The following is a 20,926-nucleotide window of genomic DNA, read 5'->3' on the forward strand; positions in this document are numbered from 1 at the left end:
GGAGAGTCGCCATCATGAGCGAGGATCAGAGCGCCGGGCCGTGCTGCGGCACCGCGCAGGCCGCCGAGCAGGCCGATGCCTGCTGCGACCCGGGCGCGAAGACCGAGGCGGTCGCCGCGGGCGCGGGCTGCTGCGGCACCAGCGACGCATCATCCGTCGCTGATGACACCGTGGCGGCGCGGACGACCGGGGTGACCGGTCAGACCGGGCGGGTCGACGGGCCGCACTCGGTCGTGGTCATCGGCGCCGGCCCGGTGGGGCTGGCGGCGGCGGCGCACCTGCACGAGCGGAGACTGCCGTTCACCGTGCTGGAGGCCGGGCCCTCGGCCGGGGCGGCCGTGGCCGAGTGGGGGCACGTGCGGCTGTTCTCGCCATGGCGCTACAACGTCGACCATGCCGCCCGCCGACTGCTCGAGGCCGCGGGCTGGGCCGCCCCCGACCCCGAGACGCTGCCCACCGGCGCGGACCTGGTCGAGGCGTACCTGCAACCCCTGGCCACGCTGCCGCAGATCGGCCCGCACGTCCGCTACGACGCGCCGGTCGCGGCGATCGGCCGCGTCGGCGTGGACCGGGTCAAGACCGCCGGCCGCGAGTATGCGCCGTTCGTCGTGCGGCTCGCCACCGGCCAGGACGTGCTCGCCTCGGCGGTGATCGACGCCTCCGGCACCTGGCGCACCCCGAACGTGCTCGGCGCCAACGGCCTGCCCGCGCACGGTGAGACCGACCCGCAGACCGCGACGCTGATCGACGGCGCGCTGCCCGACGTGCTCGGCGCCGACCGCGATCGGTTCTCCGGCCGGCACAGCGTCGTCGTCGGCGCGGGACACTCCGCCGCGAACACGCTGCTCGCGCTCGCCGAGTTGGCCGAGCAGGAGCCGGGCACGACCATCACCTGGGCCACCCGCGGCGGCTCGGTCGATCGGGCGCTCGGTGGCGGCGACGCCGACGCGCTGCCCGGCCGTGGCGCGCTGGGCACCGGGATCAAGCTGCTCGTCGACTCCGGCCGCGTCCGGTTGGTCACCGGCTTCGCCGTGCACGCCGTCACCGCCGTCGACGGGCACGCCGAGCTGACCGCCGCCGACGGGCGTACCCTGGCCGCCGACCGGATCATCGCCGCCACCGGCTTCCGGCCCGACCACACCATCGCCGCCGAGCTGCGTCTCGACCTGGACCCCGCGCTGGGCTGCACCCGGACCCTCGCGCCGCTGATCGACCCGAACGAGCATTCCTGCGGCACCGTCCGCCCGCACGGCGTCGACGAGCTCACCCAGCCGGAGCCCGGCTACTTCGCCGTCGGTATGAAGTCCTACGGCCGCGCCCCGACCTTCCTCATGGCCACCGGCTACGAGCAGGTCCGCTCCATCACCGCCGCCCTCGCCGGGGACTGGACCGCCGCCCGCGACGTGCAGCTCGACCTACCCGAAACTGGCGTCTGCTCCGCCACCCAGGGCTACCAGGCAATGCTCGACGACGCCGCCGCCCGATACGGCCTCGACCCGGACATCCCGAACCGGCTCATCTCCGCGGCCCTGCGCCACCTGCCCACCGCCGGCACGGTCGCCGCCGCCACCCGCGCCGCCGCCGACGAACTCAGAGTCGACCCCGACGTCGCACTGCAACTCGCCGCCCTCGCCGGGAACCAGTTCGACACCAGCCAGGACACCACAGAGGCCGCTCTGCCGCGCGCCGAGGTCGGCCTGGTCGCCGTCTCCTCCGGTGGCGGCTGCTGCGGGTGACCACCAGCCCTGCCACCGACGTCCCCGCCGGCCACATCGACGCCGGCGGGGACAGCCGCGGACGGACCATGGTCGCCGCGCTCGCCATCACCCAGACCATCGGCTACGGCACCCTCTACTACGCCTTCGCCGTCCTGCTCATCCCTCTGGCAACCGACCTGCACACCAGCACCACGACGGTCACCGGAGCATTCACCGCCAGCGTCCTGACCGGCGCCATATTGGCCGTGCCGGTCGGCCGGTGGCTTGACCGCCACGGTGGCCGTGCCCTGATGACCACCGGCTCCGCAGCCGGCGTCGTCCTGCTACTGCTGTTCAGCCGCATCGACACGGTATGGCAGCTCTACGCGATACAGATCGGCATCGGCATCGCCTGCGCCGCCAGCCTTTACGAAGCCGCGTTCGCCGTCGTCATCGCCTGGTTCACCCCCCAGCAGCGCGCCACCGCACTGCTCGCACTGACCGTGGTGGCCGGCTTCTCCAGCACCATCTTCCTGCCCCTGACCGGCTGGCTGGTGGCCACCCACGACTGGCGCACCACCCTGCTCGTCCTCGCCGCCGTGCAGGCAGCCACCGTGCCACTACACGTCCTGACCGTGCGCCGGCCACCCCGCATCCCTAACAGCCCGACCGCGAGCCCGCACCAGGCCGACGGCACTCGCGCAGGGACGTTCGCTGTACGGGCGGCACTGGCCGACCGCGCATTTTGGCTGCTGGCCGCCGGATTCACCGCGCACACCGCCGCGATCAGCGCGCTGACCGTGCACCTGGTCGCCGCGCTCGTCTCCTTCGGCCATCCGCCCGCGTTCGCCGCCGGGATCGCCGGACTACTCGGGGTGCTGTCCGTGGCCGGCCGGCTGGTCACCACCGGGCTGCAACGCCGCTATCCCACCACCATCGTCACCGCGACAGTGTTCGCCGTCCAAGCAGCCGCCGCGCTGGCCCTGCCCGTCATCGGCGCCAGTACCGGCGGCGCGATCGGTGCCGTCATCGGCTTCGGCATCGGCTTCGGCGTCGCCACCATCGCCAAGCCGGTGATCCTCGCCGAACGCTACGACACCCGCCGATACGCCACCCTGGCCGGCGTCCTCGTCGTCCCCATGACCCTCGCCAAAGCCGCAGGTCCCCTCGCGGCGGCGGCCCTGCATGCCACCACCGACAGCTACACCCCGGTCCTGGCCGCCGTCGCGACCTGCTGCGCCATCGCAGCCGCCGCCATCGCCACCGTGATCTCCCACCCGGCGGCCAACCGCCAGGCCACCGGGCCGTGATGACGCGAACGCGCATCAGGGACGCCGATCGGCGGGCGTACGCAGCGGAAGCCGTAGGACTGCACCCCGCCATGGTCGGTGGCGGCGAACTCGTCGAGTTGATCCCCGAAGTACTGGACCATGTCGTTGCGTTCCGGTTCGCCGTGCACGAGCACGTCCAGGCCCAACCGCTCCTGCCACCGCGTGCGCGACCTCCGCGCGCATTCGCTGGACGTAGGTCGGCAACGAAGGCAGCGGGTCGCCAGGCATGGACGTGCATGCCTGCGAGCGGGCGTCGCGGGCACGTCGCGGTGGTTCGCAGCCTGGCCTGGCAACTACTCCTGCGACCTGTGCGCGATCGACGACCTCGACGCCCCGTGCGGTCGGGATAGTTCACGACCAGGAGCGCACCGGCCTCGCCGAGCATGAGCAGCAGATCCGCCTGGCAGCCGTCTGATGGCGGTCGCCAAGGCGACCACGCCGAGACTGTCGGCTACCGCCCGGCTGGTGATGCACCACCCTCGACGCAAGATTGCTGTCCAGCCCCCCGCCGCCGCATGCCACAGCCGACATCCGGCGCGGAGGCGCTCCGTGCAGGCATTGGTCTCGTGGCGAAGGTGACCGGTGCGTCGAAGGCTGCGCGGCGGGCGGCGCGGCGGAGGGCGGCCAGGACGGCGGGTCCGACCAGGACGATTGCCACAGTGGTGGTAACGGCGCGGCCGGTGTCCCAGCCGAAGGTGGAGGTGACGGCGGTGAACACGGCGAAGCGGTGCAGGTTCTCCAGGACCGGTGCCCCAGCGACGTAGGAGAGTTGGGTGTCCGCGCCGGTGCTGAAGGGCCAGAACCACAGGTTCATCAGCAGTCCGTAGCCGTAGGCGGCGATCGCACCGTAACCGGCCAGCACAGCAATCTCGGCCCGGCCCCGTAGCCGGGCCGGTAGCAGTCCAGCACCGAGGCCAATCCAGGCGGCGGCCAGCATCTGGAACGGCAGCCACGGGCCTACGCCGGCGGTGAGCAGGGCGGAGGCGAACAGCGAGGTGGCGCCGAGCAGGAACCCGAAGCCGGGCCCGAACACCCGGCCGGCGAGGACGAGTAGGAAGAACACCGTCTCGATGCCGGCGGTGCCGGCGCCGAGGGGGCGTAAGGCGGCGTTGACGGCGGCGAGCACGCCGAGCATCGCCAGGGCCTTGCTGTCGATGCCGCCGGAGCTGAGTTCGGCCAGGACGATGGCCAGGAGTACGGGTAGTACGGCGACGAAGACCAGCGGCGCCTCAGTGGTGCGGGCCATGCTTTCGGGTTGGGCTGGCACGAAGAACGGCCAGCTGAAGGTGGCCAGCGCGGCGACGGAGGCCAGAGCCAGGACGACGGCCGTACGCGGGGCGACCCGCAGGGCGGTCGTCATCCCCGTGCTCCGGCGTCGGCCAGCACGGCGGTGACCTGCTCCACGGTCAGCCAGGCCTGAGGTGCCAGAACCTTGGCGACCTGCGGGGCGAACGCGGGTGAGGCGAGCATGACCTCGGCGGCGGTGCCGTCGGCCACGATCTCCCCCTGTGCCATCACGACGACCCGGTCGGCGAGCGTGGCGACGAGTTCGACGTCGTGGGTGGCGACCACGACCGCTCGGCCTTCGGCGGCCAGCCGCCGGACAATGGCGGTGAACTGCCGTTTGGCGAGGTAATCGAGTCCTCGGGTGGGCTCGTCGAGCAGCACGACCGGTGGTGTGGCGGTGAGCTGGACGGCTAGGGCGAGGGCCAGCCGCTGCCCTTCCGACAGGTCGCGTGGGTGCTGGTCGCCGGGCAGCCCCGGGGTGAGCTGGTCGAGCAGGCCACGGCACGTGCCCGCCGGAGCGTCGGACTCGCGTTCGGCCTGGACGCATTCGGCGTCCACCGTCTCCAGATAGAGCAGGTCTCCCGGGGTTTGCGGGACCAGTCCGACCTGTCGTCGGGCCCGGCCGGCGGCAAGTGTCTTCGGGTCGGTGATGCCGTCGGGGCCGGTGACGGTGACCGTGCCGCCCTGTCGGGGCCCGCTGCCCTGTAACGCCCAGAGCAGGCTGGACTTACCGGAGCCGTTGCGGCCCATCAGCGCGACGACCTGGCCACAGTGCAAATCGAGGTCGACGCCGGCAACCGCGACGGTGCCGGGGTAGCGCACCACGATCTGGCGGGCGGTCAGCGCCAAGAGGCCATCAGGTGCCGACGCCACCGGCGGTGGAGTGGCGTCGGCGAGCCGCTGCCGCAGGTCCGATGCGCGGCGGCGGGCGTCGCGTACGGACAGCGGCAAGGGTGCCCAGCCCGCGGCACGGCCCAGTTCGACAAGTGGTGGGGCGAGGTCGATGTCGGCGAGGACGGCAGCCGGTTCGCCGTCGACGACGGTGCCGTCGCCGGGCAGGTAGAGCAGCCGGTCGGCGTACTGCACGACACGTTCGAGGCGGTGTTCGGCCACCACGACGGTGACGCCGAGGTCGTGGACCAGGCGGGTGACGGTGGCCAGCACGTCCTCCGCTGCGGTGGGGTCCAGGGCGGAGGTCGGCTCATCGAGAACGAGCACCTGCGGGTGGCTGGTGAGCACCGCGCCGATGGCAACCCGCTGCTGCTGCCCACCGGAGAGCGTCCGCAGTGGGCGGTCTCGCAGCTCCGCGATGCCGAGCAGGTCGAGGGTCTCCTCGACGCGCTTACGCATGACCGACGCGGGCAGGGCGAGTTGTTCCATGCCGTAGGCCAGTTCCTCTTCGACGGTGTCGGTGACGAAGCCGGCGAGCGGGTCCTGGCCGACGACTCCGACGACGTCGGCCAGGTCGCGTGGAGGGTAGCTGCGGGTGTCGCGGCCCTGCACGGTGACGGTGCCGTACAGGGTGCCGCCGGTGAAGTGCGGCATCAGCCCGTTGATGGCCCGCAGCAGGGTCGACTTGCCGGCACCGGTGCGGCCGGCGACCAGGCACAGCTCTCCCTCAGGGATGTGCAGGTTCACCTCGCGCAGCATCGGTTCGCGGGTCTCGGCGTAGTGGACGGTGACACGGTCAAACTCGATCATCGGCGCGCCTCCGGCTGCGTGGTGTCGCGGCTCGGTGCGCTACGGGCCGTACGGTTCAGTGGTGGGGTGGACGGCAGTCGCGAAGCAGGGCTTGCCGCCAGCGTCGGCGGCGGTGCCAGCCAGGCCGGCGCCACCGCGACCACCACGGCCAGCAGCATCAGCGAGGTCAGTTCAGGCCAGGTCAGCGGGCTGACCGGCGGGTAAAGCCGGGACGGGTCCACGGATCCGGCGCCCATCATCACCGCGGCGCCGGCCACCCCGCAGCCCGCGACGGCGAGTTCCGTGATCCGCCAGCGATCCGGCCGGTAGCGGCTACGGCGGACCCGACGGCCGGCCAGCAGCATCCCGATGACGGCCGCCGCCAGCCCGGCGAGCAACATCGGCAAGCCGAGGTAGCCGGGCACGGTGGCATCGAGCAGCCCGTACGTGCCAACGCAGACACCGACCAGCCCGACGAGCACCAGCCCACCGGTGAGAGCTCGCTGGCCGGCCGGTATCGCGGCGGTGCGGCCGTAGCCGCGGGAGTCCATAGCCGCCGCCAGGACAAGGGATCGGTCCAGGGCGTCGGCCAGCACCGGCAGGGCGATGCCCCGCAGGGCGCGCAGACCCTGTCCGGCAGCACCACGCAGCCGGCGGGCCCGGCGTACCCGCAGCACGCTCTCGACCAGTTGCGGAGCCACCGACAGCGCGACCACCACGGCTGTGCTGACCGCATAAAGGGCGCCGGGAACCGCCTTGAGGAGGCGCTTCGGGTTGGCCAGGGCGTTGGCGGCACCGAGGCATACGAGCATCGCCGCCAGGCGCAGTCCGTCGTAGAAGCCGCCGAGAAGTTGTTCGGCGGCGACCGGCCCGAACAGTCGGATGCCGGCCGCCCATTCCGGCAGCGGGATCGCCGGCAGGTGAAACAGAATGAACTCACCTTGTCCGCCGCCGAAGACAAGGCGGAACACCACCCGCATGGCCACGATCACCGCGCCGAGCACCAGGTACAGCCGGAACGCCAGCGCCCAGGGAGCGTCGCCGCGGCGGCGGACGACCACCAGCGCGGCGGCGGCGATGAGCAGCGCCAGAGGCAGCGGGTTGGTGGTGTGACTGGCGGCGGTCGCCAGGCCGAGCGCCCACAGCCACCAGGCGCCCGGATGCAGCAGCCGCGGCAGCCGTCCGGGCCCCGCCGTATCGGGTCGGGTCGCCAACCGTGCCACCGACATCCGCTGGACTGCGCCGCTGCCAGCGGCGACCTGCTCAGTCATCCGGTTCGGCGGCCCGCCGGCGGCGAGCCGCGACGACCCCGCCACCAGCGAGCGCGACCAGTAGGAGCAGCCCAGCCAGGGTGCCAAACGGTAGCCCGTCGGTGTCGCGGGCGGCGGTTGTCTCGGTCGGCGGGAGCGAGTTCGTCGACTCGGCCGATGATGCTGCGGGCGCGGCCCCGAGTGGCGGGCCGCCCGCCTCTGTCGGCGATGCCTCCGTCGCTGGGACAGGCGGGCTTCCGGAGAACGTCGCACCAGCGGCGGCGGTGGCTGACGTGCCCACCGCTCCGGTCGGCGCGCTGCCGCCTGGCCCGGCCGACCCGACAGGGGCACCGGCGACCGGTGGTGGGACGTTCGGCGGCGAGGAGGAACGGGCTGGAGACGCCGGTGCCGTGGTACGCCCAGGCAGGGCCGGTGGTGTGGTGCGGGAAGGTGGTGCCGGTGGCGTGGTGCGCGGCGGAGGTGCTGGCCGGGTGGGTGCCACCGCCGGTCGGGGGGCGTTGTCGGAATTGCGGTTCAGGGAGAACGACCAGCCTTCGAAGCTGCCTGCCGGTGGCTTGCGGTTGAGCACACCCTTGTCGCTGTACGTCCAGCTGCCGCCATTGGGTGCGTGCCAATACGACCAGTAGGCGCTGGCCGGGGGCGTATCGACGCATTTTTCCTCGCTGGCCGAGGGTTTGCCCCCGATCCGGCAGACGAACCCCTCGCCCCAGCGCAGCGTGCCCGTGATTTGAAAGCCAGCGTTCTTCAACGCTGCCAATCCGGTGGTTTGGTCGCCGAGGGCACACCGGACGACCGTGCCGCCACCGAGTTCCTTGAAGTCCACCACGACGGTGACGCCGCCGGTGTCCGGGCAGTAGCCGGCGCTGCCGGCAGCCACAGCCGGCCTTGGCCCGACCAGGACGGTGGTGGCGGCCAGGGCGAGAACGAACGCGGTCCGGGTCGCCCGGGTGCTCATGTGGCCCGCCGGCGGCCGAGCACCAGCAGCACCGCTCCCCCACCGAGCAGCAGCAGCGCGATGAGCACGTACCCGCCGATCGCCGCACCGGTGGTCGGCAGGCGACCCGGCCCGCCTGCGGCGGGACTGCTGACAGGGGAGGTGGGAGTCGACGCTGTCACGGTCGGCGTGGGTGTCGACGGTACGACGCTCGGCGTCGGACCGCCGGTGGGCGAGGTGGTCGGCGTGGGTGACGCGGTCAGGGTCGGTGAGCCAGAGGGCGTTGGTGCGGCGGTGGGCGTGGGCGACCCCGTCGGCCTCGGTGGCACGGTTGGCGACGAGGTGGGTTCGCCGGAGGGCGGCAGATCGAGGCCGATCCGGCCCAGCGGTATCTGGGCCAGCCCGAGGAGCGCCTGGGCGGTGGCGCGGCGCCACTGATCCCGGAAGTTCGCGGCGATTCCCTCGCGTACCGCCTCGGTCAGCGCGTCGCTGGCGTAGGCGACGGCACCGGCATCGGCCGCCGCGGCGCCGCCGTTGGCGGTGGTGAGCTGCAGCGTCGCCAGGGCCTGCGCGGCCCGCGCCGCCTCGGCGTCGCGTCCCGCTGCGGCCAGCGCCTGCCCAGCGAGGCCGGTGCTATTGGAGTTCGCGCCACTGGTCGGCCCCGACCCGCCGAACGATCCGTCGGTGCGTTGCTGCGTCACCAGCCAGTCCGCGCCGCGCTGTGCGGCCTCGTCCGCGCCGGTGACGTCGGTCGCGAGCAAGGCTTGAACGGCCATGGCGGTCGAGTCGACGTCGAGGGTGGCGTTGGCCTGAGCGTCGCAGGACGGCGACGGCGCGCCGTCCGCGTCGGGATAGAGCCGGAAACCGCCGGCCGTGCACTGCTGCCGGATGAGGAAGTCGACGGTCTGCTGCGGCACGCCACCGCTGCGGGCCAGGCCCAGCACGGCAAAGGACTGGTCGAAGGTATTGCTCGGGTCCGGGCCGGTCGCCTCGGTGGTCCGGCTGGTGATCCGGCCGTGCTGGTGGCCGGTGCCCGCCCCGGAGATCAGGGCCAGGGTCTCGGCGCGTAGGTCCCAGCCGCCGAAGTCGGTGGGGTCGGCACCGGCGGCGGAGGCGGCGTAGAGCAGTTTCGCGGTGGCGCCGCCGTCGGTGAAGCTCTCGATGCCCCAGTCGTCGTAGCTGTTGTAGGACCGCACGTGCATAGCGATCTGCGCCGTCGCCGCCTGCCGAGTCGAGCTAGCTACACCGGTGGCGGCGAGGGCGATCACTCCGTCGATGCTCAGCCCCCAGTCCTCGCCGCCGAAAGGGCCTGGCAGAACTCCGTCGGCGTACTCACCAGCGAGCCAGGTCGCGGCGTCGCGCGCGGCGGCGGTGTGGATCGGCGACGGCGCGGCAGTCACGCCGATGGGGGTGGCCGCGACGATGGCGAGCGCCATGGCGGTGGCGCTGCCGAGACCGGCGCCGAGGCGCCGGAGCGGGAACGTGGGCATGCGGGGTGCCTTTCGCAGAGCGGTCGGTGAAAGCTCCGGAAGGCACCGGCGGAGGACAATCCACGACGGATTGCCGTACCTCGGTTGCCCGGACTCCACCCTGTAGACCTCGACAGTGGAAGCCGCTCGTCCTGTGCGGGGCATTCCGGCTCGCGAGACAGGTCTCGCTCACGGTTGCGGGTCAGCGCCGGCTTCTACCGGCTTCCCCCCGAACAGGACGTATTCAGTTGTGTACCCGGCGCACCGGGTGTCGCCACCGTACCGCCTGGTCGCCTCTCGGCGCCAGCGTGGCGGTCGACACCCGGCACGTCAACGGTTCATGGCGGACATAGCCACGTCAGGGGGCGGTGATGCTGGGTGCCGCGCCGGAGCCGAAGGACCAGCCCTCCACCGTGCCCGGCGCCGGGTTGTAGCTGGTCGCTCCCGACGTGCTGTACGTCCACGCGGCACCGCTGCCGGAGGCGTGCCAGTACGACCAGTACGCGCTGACCGGCGGGGTATTGACGCAGGGTTCCGTCGCGGCGGTCGGCTGGCCGTTGATCCGGCAGACGAAGGCCAACCCCCACCGTTGCGTACCGGTCACCGTGAAACCAGCACCCTGTAGGGCGGCCAGCCCAGTGGCCGGGTCGCCGAGCGCACACGCCACCTGGACGCCGCCGCCGAGTGAGCCGTAGTCGACCACCACGGTGACTCCGGACGTCCCGGTGCACGCGGCGGCCTGGGCAACCTGCGGAGACGGCTCGACAGCGACCAGCCCGACGGCGACGACACCGGCCGCCACAAGGCTCGCGAGCCACCGACGGACGGGATTGTGGACACGGAACATGGACACTCCTTCGGTGGTACGGGTTGTGTCGGAGGGGTCAGCGGCAGACAAGAGTGGGTGCGCCGGTGGTCGCGGTGGTGGTGGAGAGCCGGGCGTATCCGGTACCGGTCAGCCCCAGGACGGCTTGAGCGGTGGCGCGGATGGCAGTGCCGGGGTCGAAGGCGCCGCCGTCGAAGTCGACCGCTCCCCGATTGGCCGGGGGCGCGGTGCAGCCGACCTGCAATCCGGCCAGGAACACGCGAGCCCGCAGCCAGGCCAGCGGCCGGCCACCGTCGCGCAGCGCCTGCGCCGCCAGCCCGGTGCTGTTGGCGTTGGCTACTCCGTCGATGTTGGTGAACCCGCCGTCGGCACGTTGCACGGAGACCAGCCAGCGCAAGCCAGCCGCAGCGTCGGCCCATCGGCCGGCGGCCCGCAACGCCTGCACCACCAGGGCGGTGGCATCCACATCGGAGGTGCATACCGGTTGCGCGGGCAGCAGGGGGTAGCCGCCGTCCGGGCACCGGGTGCCGGCCAGCCAGCCGGCGGCGACCGCCGGCACACCCTGCGCGGTCCGCTTCAGCGCAAGAATCGCGAAGGACTGGCTGAAGGCGTTGCTGAAGTCGCCCCACGCTGACTGGTCGGTGAACCGGCCACCGGGTGTCTGAAGCGATCGCAACCGGGCGATGAGGTCCACACCCCCGACGTCGGTCGGGTCGCCGCCGCGTACCGCGACGGCCAGCGCGAGTTTGGCGGTCGCGCCCGCGTATGCCTCCGTGGTGCCGTCGCCGATGTACCCGTCCCGGACACTAGGCTGGCTAATCCAGGCGAGTGCCGGTGCGCCGAAGTCGTCGGCGACACCGGCAGCGGCAAACGCGAACACCGCGTCGAGAGTCAGCCCTTGGTCGGGATACGCGACGCCGTCAAAAACGGCCTCGAAGCGTTCCCCATCGACCAGTTGGCGGGCCAACCAACCTGCGGCCGCATCCGAGCGGACGGCACCCACCGGGATGGGGGTGGCAAGCGCCGGTGTGGCGAGGGTGAGGGCGGCGACGACACCGCAGAGTAGGGCGAGCAGGCGGTGCCGGCTCAGGCGAACGACCATCGGAAGCGCCTTTCCGGCCCGGCGGTCGTCAGAACCCGGCCGCCCGTGAGGACACGGTTGACCGGCCTCCGACCCGTGGGCCACGACGGGTGAGGAGCAGGACTCACGGGTACGGCAGGTATTCGGGCTCGCCACCGGGAATGCGCCCCGGTGGCCTACCGTTGCGGGCCAGCGCCGGACTTGGACCGGACTTCCCCCGCACGTACACGCGGCTGTTCAGTTGTCGCGCCAGTCTCGTTCGCCATACGGCCGCTGTCAATCCGCAACCGAACAAACACCTTATGTCACTTCTCCGCGCTGGTTCCGCTGCGCACACAAGGTGTGTGCCCCTCACCTCTCGAACCTGCGACAGGTCCGAGTCCGGCCGCTACCGAACGTCGTGCCGCGCATCGTCGATGGTTCGACGCCATGCCGGGTCATCGCTCCAGGCGTCGGCGAGCCAGGACGGCGGGGTGACCAGGGGATCGAGGGCTTCGATCGCCAGTTGGTCGAGAAACCCCGGAAACTGGGGCATGGGCGTGGACGGACCGTAGTCGGATCGTACGGGCGCACCGGCAGGTGATTGTGCGGCGACCAAAGCGTTGGGCATTCTGGCTGCTGGCTCCCGGCTCGATGCTCGGGACGCTGGCCATGCGAGCGTTCGCTCGGCGACCGGTGCCGGCCTGAGCACGCAACGCTCAACCGGTGTGGCGTGTCCGGTCCAGCTTCCAGCGCACTTGGAATGTCAGCGCCGCGGCCATCAGCACCGCCGGAACCACGGTGAAGCCGATCAACAGGGCGGTGTGGGCGGACTCCGGCTGCGTCACGGTCTGCCCCTCGGTGGTGGAGATGAAGCCGCCTAGGGCGAGCACGGCCGAGTACACGTAGGGGCCGATTGCGGTGCCGGTGGCTTCGGTGGCAGTCCAGACACCGGTGTAGGCGCCAGCCCGGACGGTACCACGCTGCTCGGCGGCCGCGACCGCATCCGGGACCATCGAGAACGCGAACAGCTGTAGCCCGGCGAACGCGACGCCCAGGACGCCGACCACCGCGACAGCCGGCCCGGTGCCGTAGCCGAGCAGCGGCGCCAGCGAACCGGCCACGAAGACCGCCTGACAGATCAGCAGGCCAGGCTGCTTGCCGATGCGCCGGGACACCTGCATCCACACCGGACCGGCGACGACCGCTGGACCGAGGAACGCCCCCATGAACACGGCGGTCAGCCCAGAGTTGTCGAAGACGTACTTGGTGTAGAACGGCAGCGCTGCGAGGAACAGGTGAGTAGTGGTGCCGGTGAACAGGTAGGACAGCACCAGCGCACGGAAGTCGGGGTCCCGCCAGGCGACCGCGATGTCACCGATGGTCGAGTGGGCCGCCTGCTGGTCGGGCATCCGGAAACCGGCGTGGGCAGTGAGACGCCGTACCCCGGTCAGTGCGACCAGCCCGGAGATCACCATGACGCCGGAGAGCAGCAGGGCCATCCAGCCGTAGTCGCCGCGCTGTCCCGACTCCACCAGCGCCGGTGCGGCCACACCGGCACCAAGCAACCCGAAGGTGAGGAAAAGCATCCGGAACATGAACACCCGGGTGCGCTCGTGGTACCCGACTCGAAGATCGGACGGGGTGGTCAGGTAGGGCACCTGGAAACACGCGAAAAGCAGGTTGCCGGCGATGAACCAGCCGCCCACCCAGAGCGCCGCCGATGCGCCGGAGAAACCGGCGGGCACCGAGAACATCGCCACCATGGCCACCGGAAGCAGCAGACCGACCCGCAGCATGCCGAGCCGGTGTCCGCTGCTGCGCGCTTCCCGGTCGGATCGGCTGCCCAGCATCGGATGCACGATGATGTCGATGATCTTCGGCAGCAGCAGGGTGAGGCCGGCCAGGAACGGCGAGACACCGAGCGTATTGGTGAGGAAATAGAGCAACAGCAGGCCGGGAACGGTCACCCAGACGCCCATCCCGACCGAACCGGTGGCGTACGCGATCAGGTCACCTGCCCTGGTCCGCACCTCGCCCGCCGCCCCGCGCAGCGCCGTCATCGGGTCGCCTCATGCCGTGCGACCACACCCGCGGCCAGCTCGGCGCCCTGGAACGCGCCGGAGCGGACCCGGCCGGCGAGGATGCGCGCCACGATCCGATCGGTAAGCGCGGGCAGGTGACGGGCCAGGAAGAACTCGACCGCGCCCCGCCGGGTGGTGGGTAGATCACGGCGAGGACGACGACTGAGCGCGGCGCGCAGCACGGTCCGGACCACCCCGTCCAGCGGCTCGTACTGGCTCATGCCCTCCAGCGAGAGCCCGGCCGCGGCCGTCGAGTCGTGGATCGGGCTTCGTACCGCCGACGGGTACACGCAGGTGACGCCGACATGGGTGCCGAGCTCCAGACGCAGCGCGTCCGCGTACGCGACCAGAGCGCGCTTGGAGGCACCGTACGCAGCGGCCAGCGGCAACTGCATGACGGCCATCCGCGAGCTGAGCATGACTATCCGGCCACCAGAGGCGACCAGCGCGTCCACACATGCGGCGGTGACCCGCCAGGTGCCCAGCAGGTTGATGTCGAGCTGGCGGCGTACTTCCGCGCCCGGCGCCAGTTCGGCCGGGGCGGGCCCACCGATCCCGGCGTTGTTGATCAGCAGGTCGAGCCCACCGAGCTGGTCGATTGCTTCGCGTACCACCGCCGGCACCGCGTCGTCGTCGGTGATGTCGCAGGCCAGGACCCGGACCGGGTCGTCGGCACGGGGGGCCAGGTCCAACCCGACGACCTGGGCCCCCAGCTCGTCCAGCCGGGCACAGATGGCCCGGCCGAACGTGCCGGAGGCACCGGTGACGAGGACACGCAATCCGCGGGGGTCTCGGGCGCTCAAACCACTCTCTCCTCGGCGGTGAAGGTGCGTCCGCCCCGGGCGAGGCGCTTCCGGCCAGCCGCGATCTCCCGGGGCAGGTCGGCGACGTACCGGTCGAAATCGATACGCATGTGCGGCCGGGCGTTCGTGCCCCACCGCTCGATGGCGGCGCGCAGGGCTCGCTGCACGGCGTGCTGCTGTTCGTCGATGCCGGGCAGGGCATAGCCGCCGGAGAGATACGCGGCGACCAGTTTGGCCTGGACCTCCACGACCGGCAGCGCGGCACCGGTGGACTGCATCAGACCGACGAATGCCAGGCTGGGGTCGTCGAGATGGAAGACTCGCTGGTACAGCGGCAGTTGCTGGGGGTCGGGGCCCAGCCATTGCGGGGACAGGAACGGGATACTCACCCGGTACCCGGTGGCCCAGACGATCACGTCGACCGGGTCGGCGCTGCCGTCGGTGAACATCACCCGTTCCCCGTCCAGCCGTTCGATGCCGGGACGTGAGGTCACCTCGCCGTGGGTGAGCCGGTGCAGGATCGTGTCGCTGATCGTCGGATGGTTCTGGAACAGGCCACCGGCCGGGGCGGGTAAGCCGTACCTCTGCGGGGTCCCGACGGCGAGCCGCAACAGGGTCTCGGCGATGCGCTGCCGCAGCCGCCACGGCAGGGCGGCGAGGGCGCCGCCGGTCGCGTCGGCCGGGCGGCCGAACAGGTACTTGGGGACGATGTGGACGCCGCGCCGGGCGGAGAGCAGGACCGGCCCCCGAGCGACGTGCGAGGCGTCCACCGCGATGTCCATGGCCGAGTTGCCCATGCCGACGATCAGCACCCGCCGATCCAGGAAGACGTCCGGAGTGCGGTAGTCGTGGGCGTGCATCTGGGTGCCGTGGAACGTCCCCGGATAAGCCGGATCCGGATAGCGCGGATGCCAGTTGTGGCCGTTCGCGACCACCACGGCGTCGTACCGCTCGGTGTCACCGGACTCGGTCGTCACCGCCCAGAGCCGGTCACGCTCGACGCGGGTGACCGTGCTCCCGAACCGGATGTGCGGAAGGAGCCCGAACGACTGCGCATAGTCGGCCAGGTAACTGGCGACGCGACTGGCCGACGGATAGTCGGGCCAGTCCGCGGGCATCGGAAAATCCGCGAACTCGGTGCGGCGTTTGCTGGTGTTCAAGTGCAGGGAGGCGTACGCCGGAGACAGGCCGCTGCTGTTGTCCCTGACCCACAGGCCACCGGGCCGGTCACCCTTTTCGTACGCCACCACCGCACAACCGGCGTCGAGCAGCGCCTTCACCGTGGCGAGACCGGCTGCTCCTGCACCGATCACCGCCACCCGACTCGAAGAAACGGCCATGGTGCTCCTCGACGGTTGTAGCTTCCGCCAAACCGTAGGGCCTGGCACGGGGGCGAATACATGGCGTGGACCACGCAGTTTCGGGTTCTTGTTGTAGCGCGCCACAACGGCGGGGAGCATGACAGGATGACGCATCCGGACGGCTGGACGACGGTGGTGGACCTGATCGAACGCGTCGTGGGCGATGACGAACTGCTGCCGTCGGTGGTCGCCGGAGTCCGTACCACCGTGCGGGAGGTCTCCGCACTGCCCACCTCCGACATCGCCGGGCACACCCGCGCTCTGCTGGTGGCCGCAACCCGCGCATTGGTCGCACGGCGCGGCCCCACCGAAGCTGAGCTGTCGTTCGTCGCGGACCTCGGTGTCACCCGTGCCCGGCAGGGCGTGCCGATCGAATCGGTGCTGGGCGCGATCCACTTCGCCGAGCGCGCGATCTGGGCCCGGGCCCGGGAACTCGCCCGGGACCAAGGCGTCAGCGCCGAGCAGCTGCTGGACGTCCGGGACCTTTACGACGACTGGGCCGAGGCCGTCCGGGCCCGGCTGATCAGCGCGCATCGGGCTACCGGAGCCAGCACCGATCCGCTTCCCGGGCGCCGGGACACGGCACTGCTGCGGCGGCTGCTCCAGGGTGGTTCGGCGGCCACGCTGGCAGCCGCCGAGGCTGGCCTTCCGGTCACCGACGGGCTGTGGGTGCTCGTCGCCCGGCCCGGGGACACCGCCGCCGGCATCGAACGAGCCGTGCGCGAGCACCCGCCGGTGCTGTGCGCAACCGTGGACGACCTGATGGTCGGAGTTCTGTCCCGGGCTCCGTCCGCCCGCCTGAAGGGGACCGGGACCGTGGCAGGGCTCGCCGGTCCGGCCGAACCGGAGAAACTCGCGCCGGTGCAGCGGCTCGCCACCGCAGCCCTGACCGCCGCCGAGTCCACCGGCCGCACCGGACTGATCCACATTGCCGACGTGGCCTGGCTGGCGGCGTTGGCCGAGCGGGCAGACCTGGCAACGGTGCTGCTCGACCGGTACGCGCCCGCTTGGGCGACACTCGGACCGACTGCCCAATCGGTGGCGCACGCCGTGCTCGCCTGGCTGGAGAGCGACCGCGATGTCGACCTCGCCGGGGCGAGACTTTTCGTGCACCCCAACACGGTTCGCAATCGGGTCCGGCGCTTCGCCGCCGTCACCGGCATCAACCCGGCGGGCACCTTCGATGCCATGACCGCCTGGTGGCTTTGCCGAACCTGGCTGCACGACGCGACCTGATCTCGCACCGTGCGGCGTGTCCGCAGGTCACGACCTTGATCTTTTGCGCGCCCGAAGGGAGCCCGTCCGGGCTGGCGAGGAACGCCACCACAGCGGCCACGTCGGCTGGCTTCGCGTAGTGGCCGACGGCGGTGAACCCGTTGATCGTGTCGGCGTTGGGGCCGTCGGCCGGGTTCAGTTCGGTGTCCGTGGCTCCTGGATTCACCAGATTCACGGTGATCGCCCTGCCGCCAAGTTCGCGTCCGAGTGCCTTGCCAGGCGCAGAGCCACCGCGGCGCCAATGCCACGACCACCACCTGTAACGAGAGCTACCTTGCCGTCAAGTGCGTTGTTCATGACGGAAAGCCTTGTCGACAAAAGGCCAGCCGTCTGGCGATGATCTCTTCTTCGTACTGGCTCTCAGGCCGCAGGGCTTGCACAAAGGACACGAAGTTTGGTGCCAGCACTGTCACCTGGTAGTCCCACTCGTGGTCGACGTGGACTACTCGCGGTTCGCCGTCGGGCCCGCTGTCCCGGTAGTCGAACGCGATCATGTCGTGTCCGGCGGACGGGCAGGTGGCGAAGTAGACGCCGATCGCCGGGTAGCCCCATTCCTCGATCCAGAAGCGGCTACCTGCCTCGCCTGCCAGCGAGTAACGCCTCTTTCGTCCGATCCCCATGATGCCGTCCACCGCGACGTGAGTTTCAGCCCACGTGGTCCGGCTCGGCGCAGGACAACACCTGTCGTGCGGCATCCCCCCGTTATGCGACCGCATCAACGCCACGTACGACGCCGGCAGCCGGTAACCCAGATCCGCCTCCACCGAATCGATCAACGCGGGCGACGGGGGCACATCGACGTATGCGCCGAGCGCGTACTCGTTGTCATCCCAGAAGGTGTCCGGGTCACGATCCGGAAAAATCCCCCGATCAGGCCCCTCGAACATGACCCTCCCTACAGTCGGTTCGACACCGTACTCGGCCCGAGTCATCGCACCGATCGTGGAGGTGACACTGCCCGCCATCCGACTTGCCACACGGATGCCTTGTGGGCGTGGCGGGCCTACGGCCACGCGCTGGCCCTTCCGGGACGACGCCGTCGGGGCGCCGTCTTCGCGGAGGTCAGCGGCAGTGCAGCATGATGGGGTCGTGCCGCGATCCATTTCACCGCAGGGCCGCGCCGGTCGGCCCCCATTGACCTCCCGCGCGCAGATCCTGGGGGCCGCCCGGAAGATCATCGATCGGGACGGCTGGGAGAAGCTGACCATCCGCCGGCTGGCGGGCGAGCTGGGCATCGGGCTGGCGACGCTGTACCACCATGTGCGCGACAGAGAGGATCTGCTGGTCGAACTGCTCAACGAACACGCCGAGCAGACCTTGCGCGGTGACCTGCCCGACACGCCCCGCGACCGCATCATCGCGGCGATCACCGCGATCCACGACTCACTTGCCGCATGGCCGTGGGCGGCGGAGGTTCTCACGACCGACGGCTTCCTCCGCCGCCTCGGCCAACCGGCCCTGCGGATGGTCGAAGCCGTCGTAGGCGGAGCCATCGACCACGGGTGCACGCCCGAGCAGGCGGTCCACGTCTTTCGAAGTCTCTGGTACTACACCGTCGGCGAGATCCTCGTTCGCGCCCATTCCGAGGGCCGTCGGCACGGCGACGGCCCGCCCGCCCAAAACGACACTTTCTTCACGGAAATTGATACATCGCGATTGCCGCTCCTGGCGGGCGTCGGCGACCGGTGGCCGGCACTCGCCGCGCAGGACACCTACCCGCAGGCACTCCGCGCGTTCGTCGATGGGCTGCTCGCGCAGGCCACGTAGCCCGACGTCGATGGGCTGCTCGCCAAGGTGACTGTCGCCCGGCGTCGAAGCGCGGCACGTCGCCCGGGGCAACCATGAGCCGCCGCGGGGCTGCCGGAGACGTCGCCGTCTCCTCGTCCACCAGCATGCCCCGGGCGTTGCGTCAGTCGCAGACCGCTTCCTTCTGGAAGGCCGACAGCGCGTCGTCGATGGGGTGGTGCTGCGGCCGCCCCGAGGCGTCCAGCTTGTTCCACCGCACGAGGTTCATCGCGATGGACATCTGCCGCTTGCCGTCGACGCTGGTCATGGACAGCGTCTGGGCTCCCCAGACGGTGCCGTCGTGGCCCCAGAAGGTGCCGCAGCCCGCAATCGTGTACCTGTGCAGCCCCAGGCCGTAGTCGACGATCTCGCCGGTCTGGCTGATGACCGGGACCGTGCGCTGCATCTGCTCCAACGACGACCGCTTGACGATCCTGCCGGCGAGCAGCATCCCGTAGAAGCGGTTCATGTCATCGACGGTCGACACCAGGCCAGCCCCGGTCGACACCCACGACATGTTGTAGACGGTGTAGTCGCGCGGTGGGTTGATCAGGCCGAAGAACGCCTCGTAGATCTCTGCGTGCGGTCCCTTGATGTTCGTCCCGGTCGGGAAGCCGGTGTTTCGCAGACCGGCGGGTTCGATGACGTTGCGGGTGATGTACTGCTCGGCCTCGACGCCGCTCACCTTTTCCAAGAGTTGGCCGAGGAGCAGGTAATTGGTGTTGGAGTAGGTCCCGGGGGCGACACCGGGCTCGTCGGCGGGAGGCGCCGCCAAGCCCATCCTGATCAGCTCGACCGGGTGCCATTGCCTGAACCGGTTGTCGTCCAGGCTCTTGGTCGAGCCTTCGGCAGGAAAGTTCTGCAACGAGGGGAATGCGTAGGGGAGGTAGTCGGGCAGGCCGCTGGTGTGGTTGAGCAGCATCCGGACGGTGATCCTGCGACCGCGTTCCCCGGGAACCAACTGGGGCAGGTACCGGCCGATCGGCGCGTCAAGTTCGATGCTTCCCTGCTCGACCTGCTGCATTACGGCGACGGCGGTGAACGTTTTGGTGATACTGCCGACGCGGTGCCGCATGTTGGGCGTGACAGGACGGCCCGTCTTGACGTCGGCGACGCCGGCGGCGTCACGCCAAACCCGGCGGTCATCGCGCACCTCCGCGTACACACCCGGCATCCCCGCACGGTGGATGCCGTTGATCGCGGACTTCAGGTCCCTGCGGTCGAAGCGCGTCGACGCCTTCGCGCCGTCGCCCGTCGCGGCCTCCGCCGCAGATACGGGAACCGTCGCGCCTGCGCCGATGCCCAGCACGGCGACGCTCGCCCATGCTGCCGGCAAGATTTTCCACGATGTCCGCCCTCCATGAACGGTCTGGACGTGCCCGCTCCGCTGGACGGCGTACCCATTTTCGAACATGTTCGGAAATCTAGCACACGCAAGCACGCCGAGCGCGGTCAGCACCGCCCCCGTGCGCTCGCGGAAGCGCCATCGACGACATCTCGGCAGCGAGCGCCACGACGAACTGCCCCGACGAGCCGGGCGCGTCGTAGGGTGCCTGCGCCCTCTGGGTCCCGGTGCGCCAGCAGCTCCAGGTCCGTGGCAACCTCCGCCCGTGCCGGGTCGGTCGAAGCTACCGGTGCGGCGTCCGAGCCGAGCAACGTCGTGGCCGTCGCGCCGACCGGCGGCGACAATTACCCACCCGGCAGCTGCACACCGCCGCCAACATCCTGGCGAATCGCCTGCCACGCCGCGCCGTCCTCACCCAAACTGGCTGGCAACGCCGGCGGCTGCGCCGCGGCTGCGTCGTCGGCGCCGGCCCTGCCTGCTACCGCCGCTGCCGCATGTACGCTGCCCGGCGGAGGCTGCGTCGCGGCTGATCCGCCGGAGGCGTACGGCGTCGACGGCCAGGAGCAGGCCACCCCACGTGCAGCCGCGCACGTCCGACAGCGGCTCGCGCCTACCGTGCGTGCCCTCATCGTCGACGAGGTCTTCGAAGCCAACGACCTCGACATCGCGATCACCGAGGCAGCGATTCAGGCGGGTATCGCGGTCACACTCGGTCGAA

18 protein-coding genes and 2 riboswitches are annotated in these 20,926 nt (G+C 71.0%); of the genes, 4 read left to right on the forward strand and 14 right to left on the reverse strand.

Annotated elements, in window-relative coordinates; all coding sequences use genetic code 11:
* The first annotated feature begins 14 nt into the window (after nucleotides 1-14).
* Nucleotides 15-1,736: an FAD-dependent oxidoreductase gene (locus QQG74_RS20935; RefSeq protein WP_341716471.1), complete on the forward strand. Its 1,722-nt coding sequence runs from the start codon at nucleotides 15-17 to the stop codon at nucleotides 1,734-1,736.
* Entirely contained in the window at nucleotides 1,733-3,007 is a 1,275-nt protein-coding gene (locus QQG74_RS20940; protein ID WP_341716472.1) for an MFS transporter, read from the forward strand. Before QQG74_RS20935 ends, QQG74_RS20940 begins: the two co-directional genes overlap by 4 nt.
* Before the next feature lie 472 nt (nucleotides 3,008-3,479).
* On the opposite strand, the gene QQG74_RS20945 is transcribed toward QQG74_RS20940, so the two are convergent.
* The 11 genes from QQG74_RS20945 to QQG74_RS20995 all read right to left on the reverse strand — a co-directional run bounded on the left by QQG74_RS20945 (nucleotide 3,480) and on the right by QQG74_RS20995 (nucleotide 15,782).
* Nucleotides 3,480-4,388: an ECF transporter S component gene (locus tag QQG74_RS20945; protein WP_341716473.1), complete on the reverse strand. Its 909-nt coding sequence runs from the start codon at nucleotides 4,386-4,388 to the stop codon at nucleotides 3,480-3,482.
* Nucleotides 4,385-6,016 (reverse strand): ATP-binding cassette domain-containing protein, encoded by a 1,632-nt coding sequence (locus QQG74_RS20950; protein WP_341716474.1) that lies wholly within the window; start codon nucleotides 6,014-6,016, stop codon nucleotides 4,385-4,387. Before QQG74_RS20950 ends, QQG74_RS20945 begins: the two co-directional genes overlap by 4 nt.
* The gene (locus QQG74_RS20955) at nucleotides 6,013-7,224 is read right to left on the reverse strand and encodes an energy-coupling factor transporter transmembrane protein EcfT (RefSeq protein ID WP_341721300.1); all 1,212 of its coding nucleotides are present in this window, start codon (nucleotides 7,222-7,224) and stop codon (nucleotides 6,013-6,015) included. Before QQG74_RS20955 ends, QQG74_RS20950 begins: the two co-directional genes overlap by 4 nt.
* 34 nt (nucleotides 7,225-7,258) lie before the next feature.
* Nucleotides 7,259-8,221 carry a hypothetical protein gene (locus QQG74_RS20960; RefSeq protein ID WP_341716475.1) on the reverse strand — a complete coding sequence of 321 codons (963 nt, stop codon included), beginning with the start codon at nucleotides 8,219-8,221 and terminating at the stop codon, nucleotides 7,259-7,261.
* Nucleotides 8,218-9,690 carry a cell wall anchor protein gene (locus QQG74_RS20965; RefSeq protein ID WP_341716476.1) on the reverse strand — a complete coding sequence of 491 codons (1,473 nt, stop codon included), beginning with the start codon at nucleotides 9,688-9,690 and terminating at the stop codon, nucleotides 8,218-8,220. Before QQG74_RS20965 ends, QQG74_RS20960 begins: the two co-directional genes overlap by 4 nt.
* Nucleotides 9,691-9,807: 117 nt before the next feature.
* Nucleotides 9,808-9,950, reverse strand: a riboswitch (cobalamin riboswitch).
* Between the two features lie 77 nt (nucleotides 9,951-10,027).
* On the reverse strand, nucleotides 10,028-10,516 hold the full coding sequence (locus tag QQG74_RS20970; RefSeq protein WP_341716477.1) for a hypothetical protein: 489 nt from the start codon (nucleotides 10,514-10,516) through the stop codon (nucleotides 10,028-10,030).
* Between the two features lie 37 nt (nucleotides 10,517-10,553).
* Nucleotides 10,554-11,597 carry a peptidase gene (locus QQG74_RS20975; RefSeq protein ID WP_341716478.1) on the reverse strand — a complete coding sequence of 348 codons (1,044 nt, stop codon included), beginning with the start codon at nucleotides 11,595-11,597 and terminating at the stop codon, nucleotides 10,554-10,556.
* A 95-nt stretch (nucleotides 11,598-11,692) separates the two neighbouring features.
* A riboswitch (cobalamin riboswitch) is annotated at nucleotides 11,693-11,829 on the reverse strand.
* Nucleotides 11,830-11,964: 135 nt separating this feature from the next.
* Nucleotides 11,965-12,111, reverse strand: a complete 147-nt coding sequence (locus tag QQG74_RS20980) for a hypothetical protein (protein WP_341716479.1) — start codon at nucleotides 12,109-12,111, stop codon at nucleotides 11,965-11,967.
* 163 nt (nucleotides 12,112-12,274) lie between these two features.
* Entirely contained in the window at nucleotides 12,275-13,618 is a 1,344-nt protein-coding gene (locus tag QQG74_RS20985) for an MFS transporter (RefSeq protein WP_341716480.1), read from the reverse strand.
* Nucleotides 13,615-14,442, reverse strand: a complete 828-nt coding sequence (locus tag QQG74_RS20990) for an SDR family NAD(P)-dependent oxidoreductase (protein WP_232511420.1) — start codon at nucleotides 14,440-14,442, stop codon at nucleotides 13,615-13,617. The genes QQG74_RS20985 and QQG74_RS20990 overlap by 4 nt, the downstream gene beginning before the upstream one ends.
* The gene (locus QQG74_RS20995) at nucleotides 14,439-15,782 is read right to left on the reverse strand and encodes an NAD(P)-binding domain-containing protein (RefSeq protein WP_341716481.1); all 1,344 of its coding nucleotides are present in this window, start codon (nucleotides 15,780-15,782) and stop codon (nucleotides 14,439-14,441) included. Before QQG74_RS20995 ends, QQG74_RS20990 begins: the two co-directional genes overlap by 4 nt.
* A 126-nt stretch (nucleotides 15,783-15,908) precedes the next feature.
* Here QQG74_RS20995 and QQG74_RS21000 point away from each other — a divergent pair, with 126 nt between their 5' ends.
* Complete coding sequence (locus tag QQG74_RS21000; protein WP_341716482.1) at nucleotides 15,909-17,039, forward strand: helix-turn-helix domain-containing protein; 1,131 nt, start codon at nucleotides 15,909-15,911, stop codon at nucleotides 17,037-17,039.
* On the opposite strand, the gene QQG74_RS21005 is transcribed toward QQG74_RS21000, so the two are convergent.
* Together QQG74_RS21005 and QQG74_RS21010 are read right to left on the reverse strand one after the other, a co-directional pair.
* Nucleotides 16,966-17,253 (reverse strand): hypothetical protein, encoded by a 288-nt coding sequence (locus QQG74_RS21005; protein WP_341716483.1) that lies wholly within the window; start codon nucleotides 17,251-17,253, stop codon nucleotides 16,966-16,968. The two genes, QQG74_RS21000 and QQG74_RS21005, sit on opposite strands and share 74 nt — an antisense overlap.
* A gap of 118 nt (nucleotides 17,254-17,371) precedes the next feature.
* A complete protein-coding gene (locus tag QQG74_RS21010; protein WP_341716484.1) occupies nucleotides 17,372-17,965 on the reverse strand; it encodes an SMI1/KNR4 family protein in 594 nt (197 codons plus the stop codon).
* A gap of 184 nt (nucleotides 17,966-18,149) precedes the next feature.
* Here QQG74_RS21010 and QQG74_RS21015 point away from each other — a divergent pair, with 184 nt between their 5' ends.
* Nucleotides 18,150-18,845, forward strand: coding sequence for a TetR/AcrR family transcriptional regulator (locus tag QQG74_RS21015; RefSeq protein ID WP_341716485.1), 696 nt, complete (start codon nucleotides 18,150-18,152; stop codon nucleotides 18,843-18,845).
* Between the two features lie 142 nt (nucleotides 18,846-18,987).
* On the opposite strand, the gene QQG74_RS21020 is transcribed toward QQG74_RS21015, so the two are convergent.
* Nucleotides 18,988-20,199, reverse strand: a complete 1,212-nt coding sequence (locus QQG74_RS21020; RefSeq protein ID WP_341716486.1) for a serine hydrolase domain-containing protein — start codon at nucleotides 20,197-20,199, stop codon at nucleotides 18,988-18,990.
* Between the last annotated feature and the right edge of the window lie 727 nt (nucleotides 20,200-20,926).

The organism is Micromonospora sp. FIMYZ51 (assembly GCF_038246755.1).
In the GTDB taxonomy this organism is placed as follows: domain Bacteria; phylum Actinomycetota; class Actinomycetes; order Mycobacteriales; family Micromonosporaceae; genus Micromonospora.

Excerpts from the sequence above, each read along its gene's own strand:
- QQG74_RS20935 (WP_341716471.1), top strand. The coding sequence starts at position 15 with ATGAGCGAGGATCAGAGCGCCGGGCCGTGCTGCGGCACCGCGCAGGCC.
- QQG74_RS20945 (WP_341716473.1), bottom strand. The coding sequence starts at position 4,388 with ATGACGACCGCCCTGCGGGTCGCCCCGCGTACGGCCGTCGTCCTGGCT.
- QQG74_RS20950 (WP_341716474.1), bottom strand. The coding sequence starts at position 6,016 with ATGATCGAGTTTGACCGTGTCACCGTCCACTACGCCGAGACCCGCGAA.
- QQG74_RS20955 (WP_341721300.1), bottom strand. The coding sequence starts at position 7,224 with ATGTCGGTGGCACGGTTGGCGACCCGACCCGATACGGCGGGGCCCGGA.
- QQG74_RS20960 (WP_341716475.1), bottom strand. The coding sequence starts at position 8,221 with ATGAGCACCCGGGCGACCCGGACCGCGTTCGTTCTCGCCCTGGCCGCC.
- QQG74_RS20965 (WP_341716476.1), bottom strand. The coding sequence starts at position 9,690 with ATGCCCACGTTCCCGCTCCGGCGCCTCGGCGCCGGTCTCGGCAGCGCC.
- QQG74_RS20970 (WP_341716477.1), bottom strand. The coding sequence starts at position 10,516 with ATGTTCCGTGTCCACAATCCCGTCCGTCGGTGGCTCGCGAGCCTTGTG.
- QQG74_RS20975 (WP_341716478.1), bottom strand. The coding sequence starts at position 11,597 with ATGGTCGTTCGCCTGAGCCGGCACCGCCTGCTCGCCCTACTCTGCGGT.
- QQG74_RS20980 (WP_341716479.1), bottom strand. The coding sequence starts at position 12,111 with ATGCCCCAGTTTCCGGGGTTTCTCGACCAACTGGCGATCGAAGCCCTC.
- QQG74_RS20985 (WP_341716480.1), bottom strand. The coding sequence starts at position 13,618 with ATGACGGCGCTGCGCGGGGCGGCGGGCGAGGTGCGGACCAGGGCAGGT.
- QQG74_RS20995 (WP_341716481.1), bottom strand. The coding sequence starts at position 15,782 with ATGGCCGTTTCTTCGAGTCGGGTGGCGGTGATCGGTGCAGGAGCAGCC.
- QQG74_RS21000 (WP_341716482.1), top strand. The coding sequence starts at position 15,909 with ATGACGCATCCGGACGGCTGGACGACGGTGGTGGACCTGATCGAACGC.
- QQG74_RS21010 (WP_341716484.1), bottom strand. The coding sequence starts at position 17,965 with ATGTTCGAGGGGCCTGATCGGGGGATTTTTCCGGATCGTGACCCGGAC.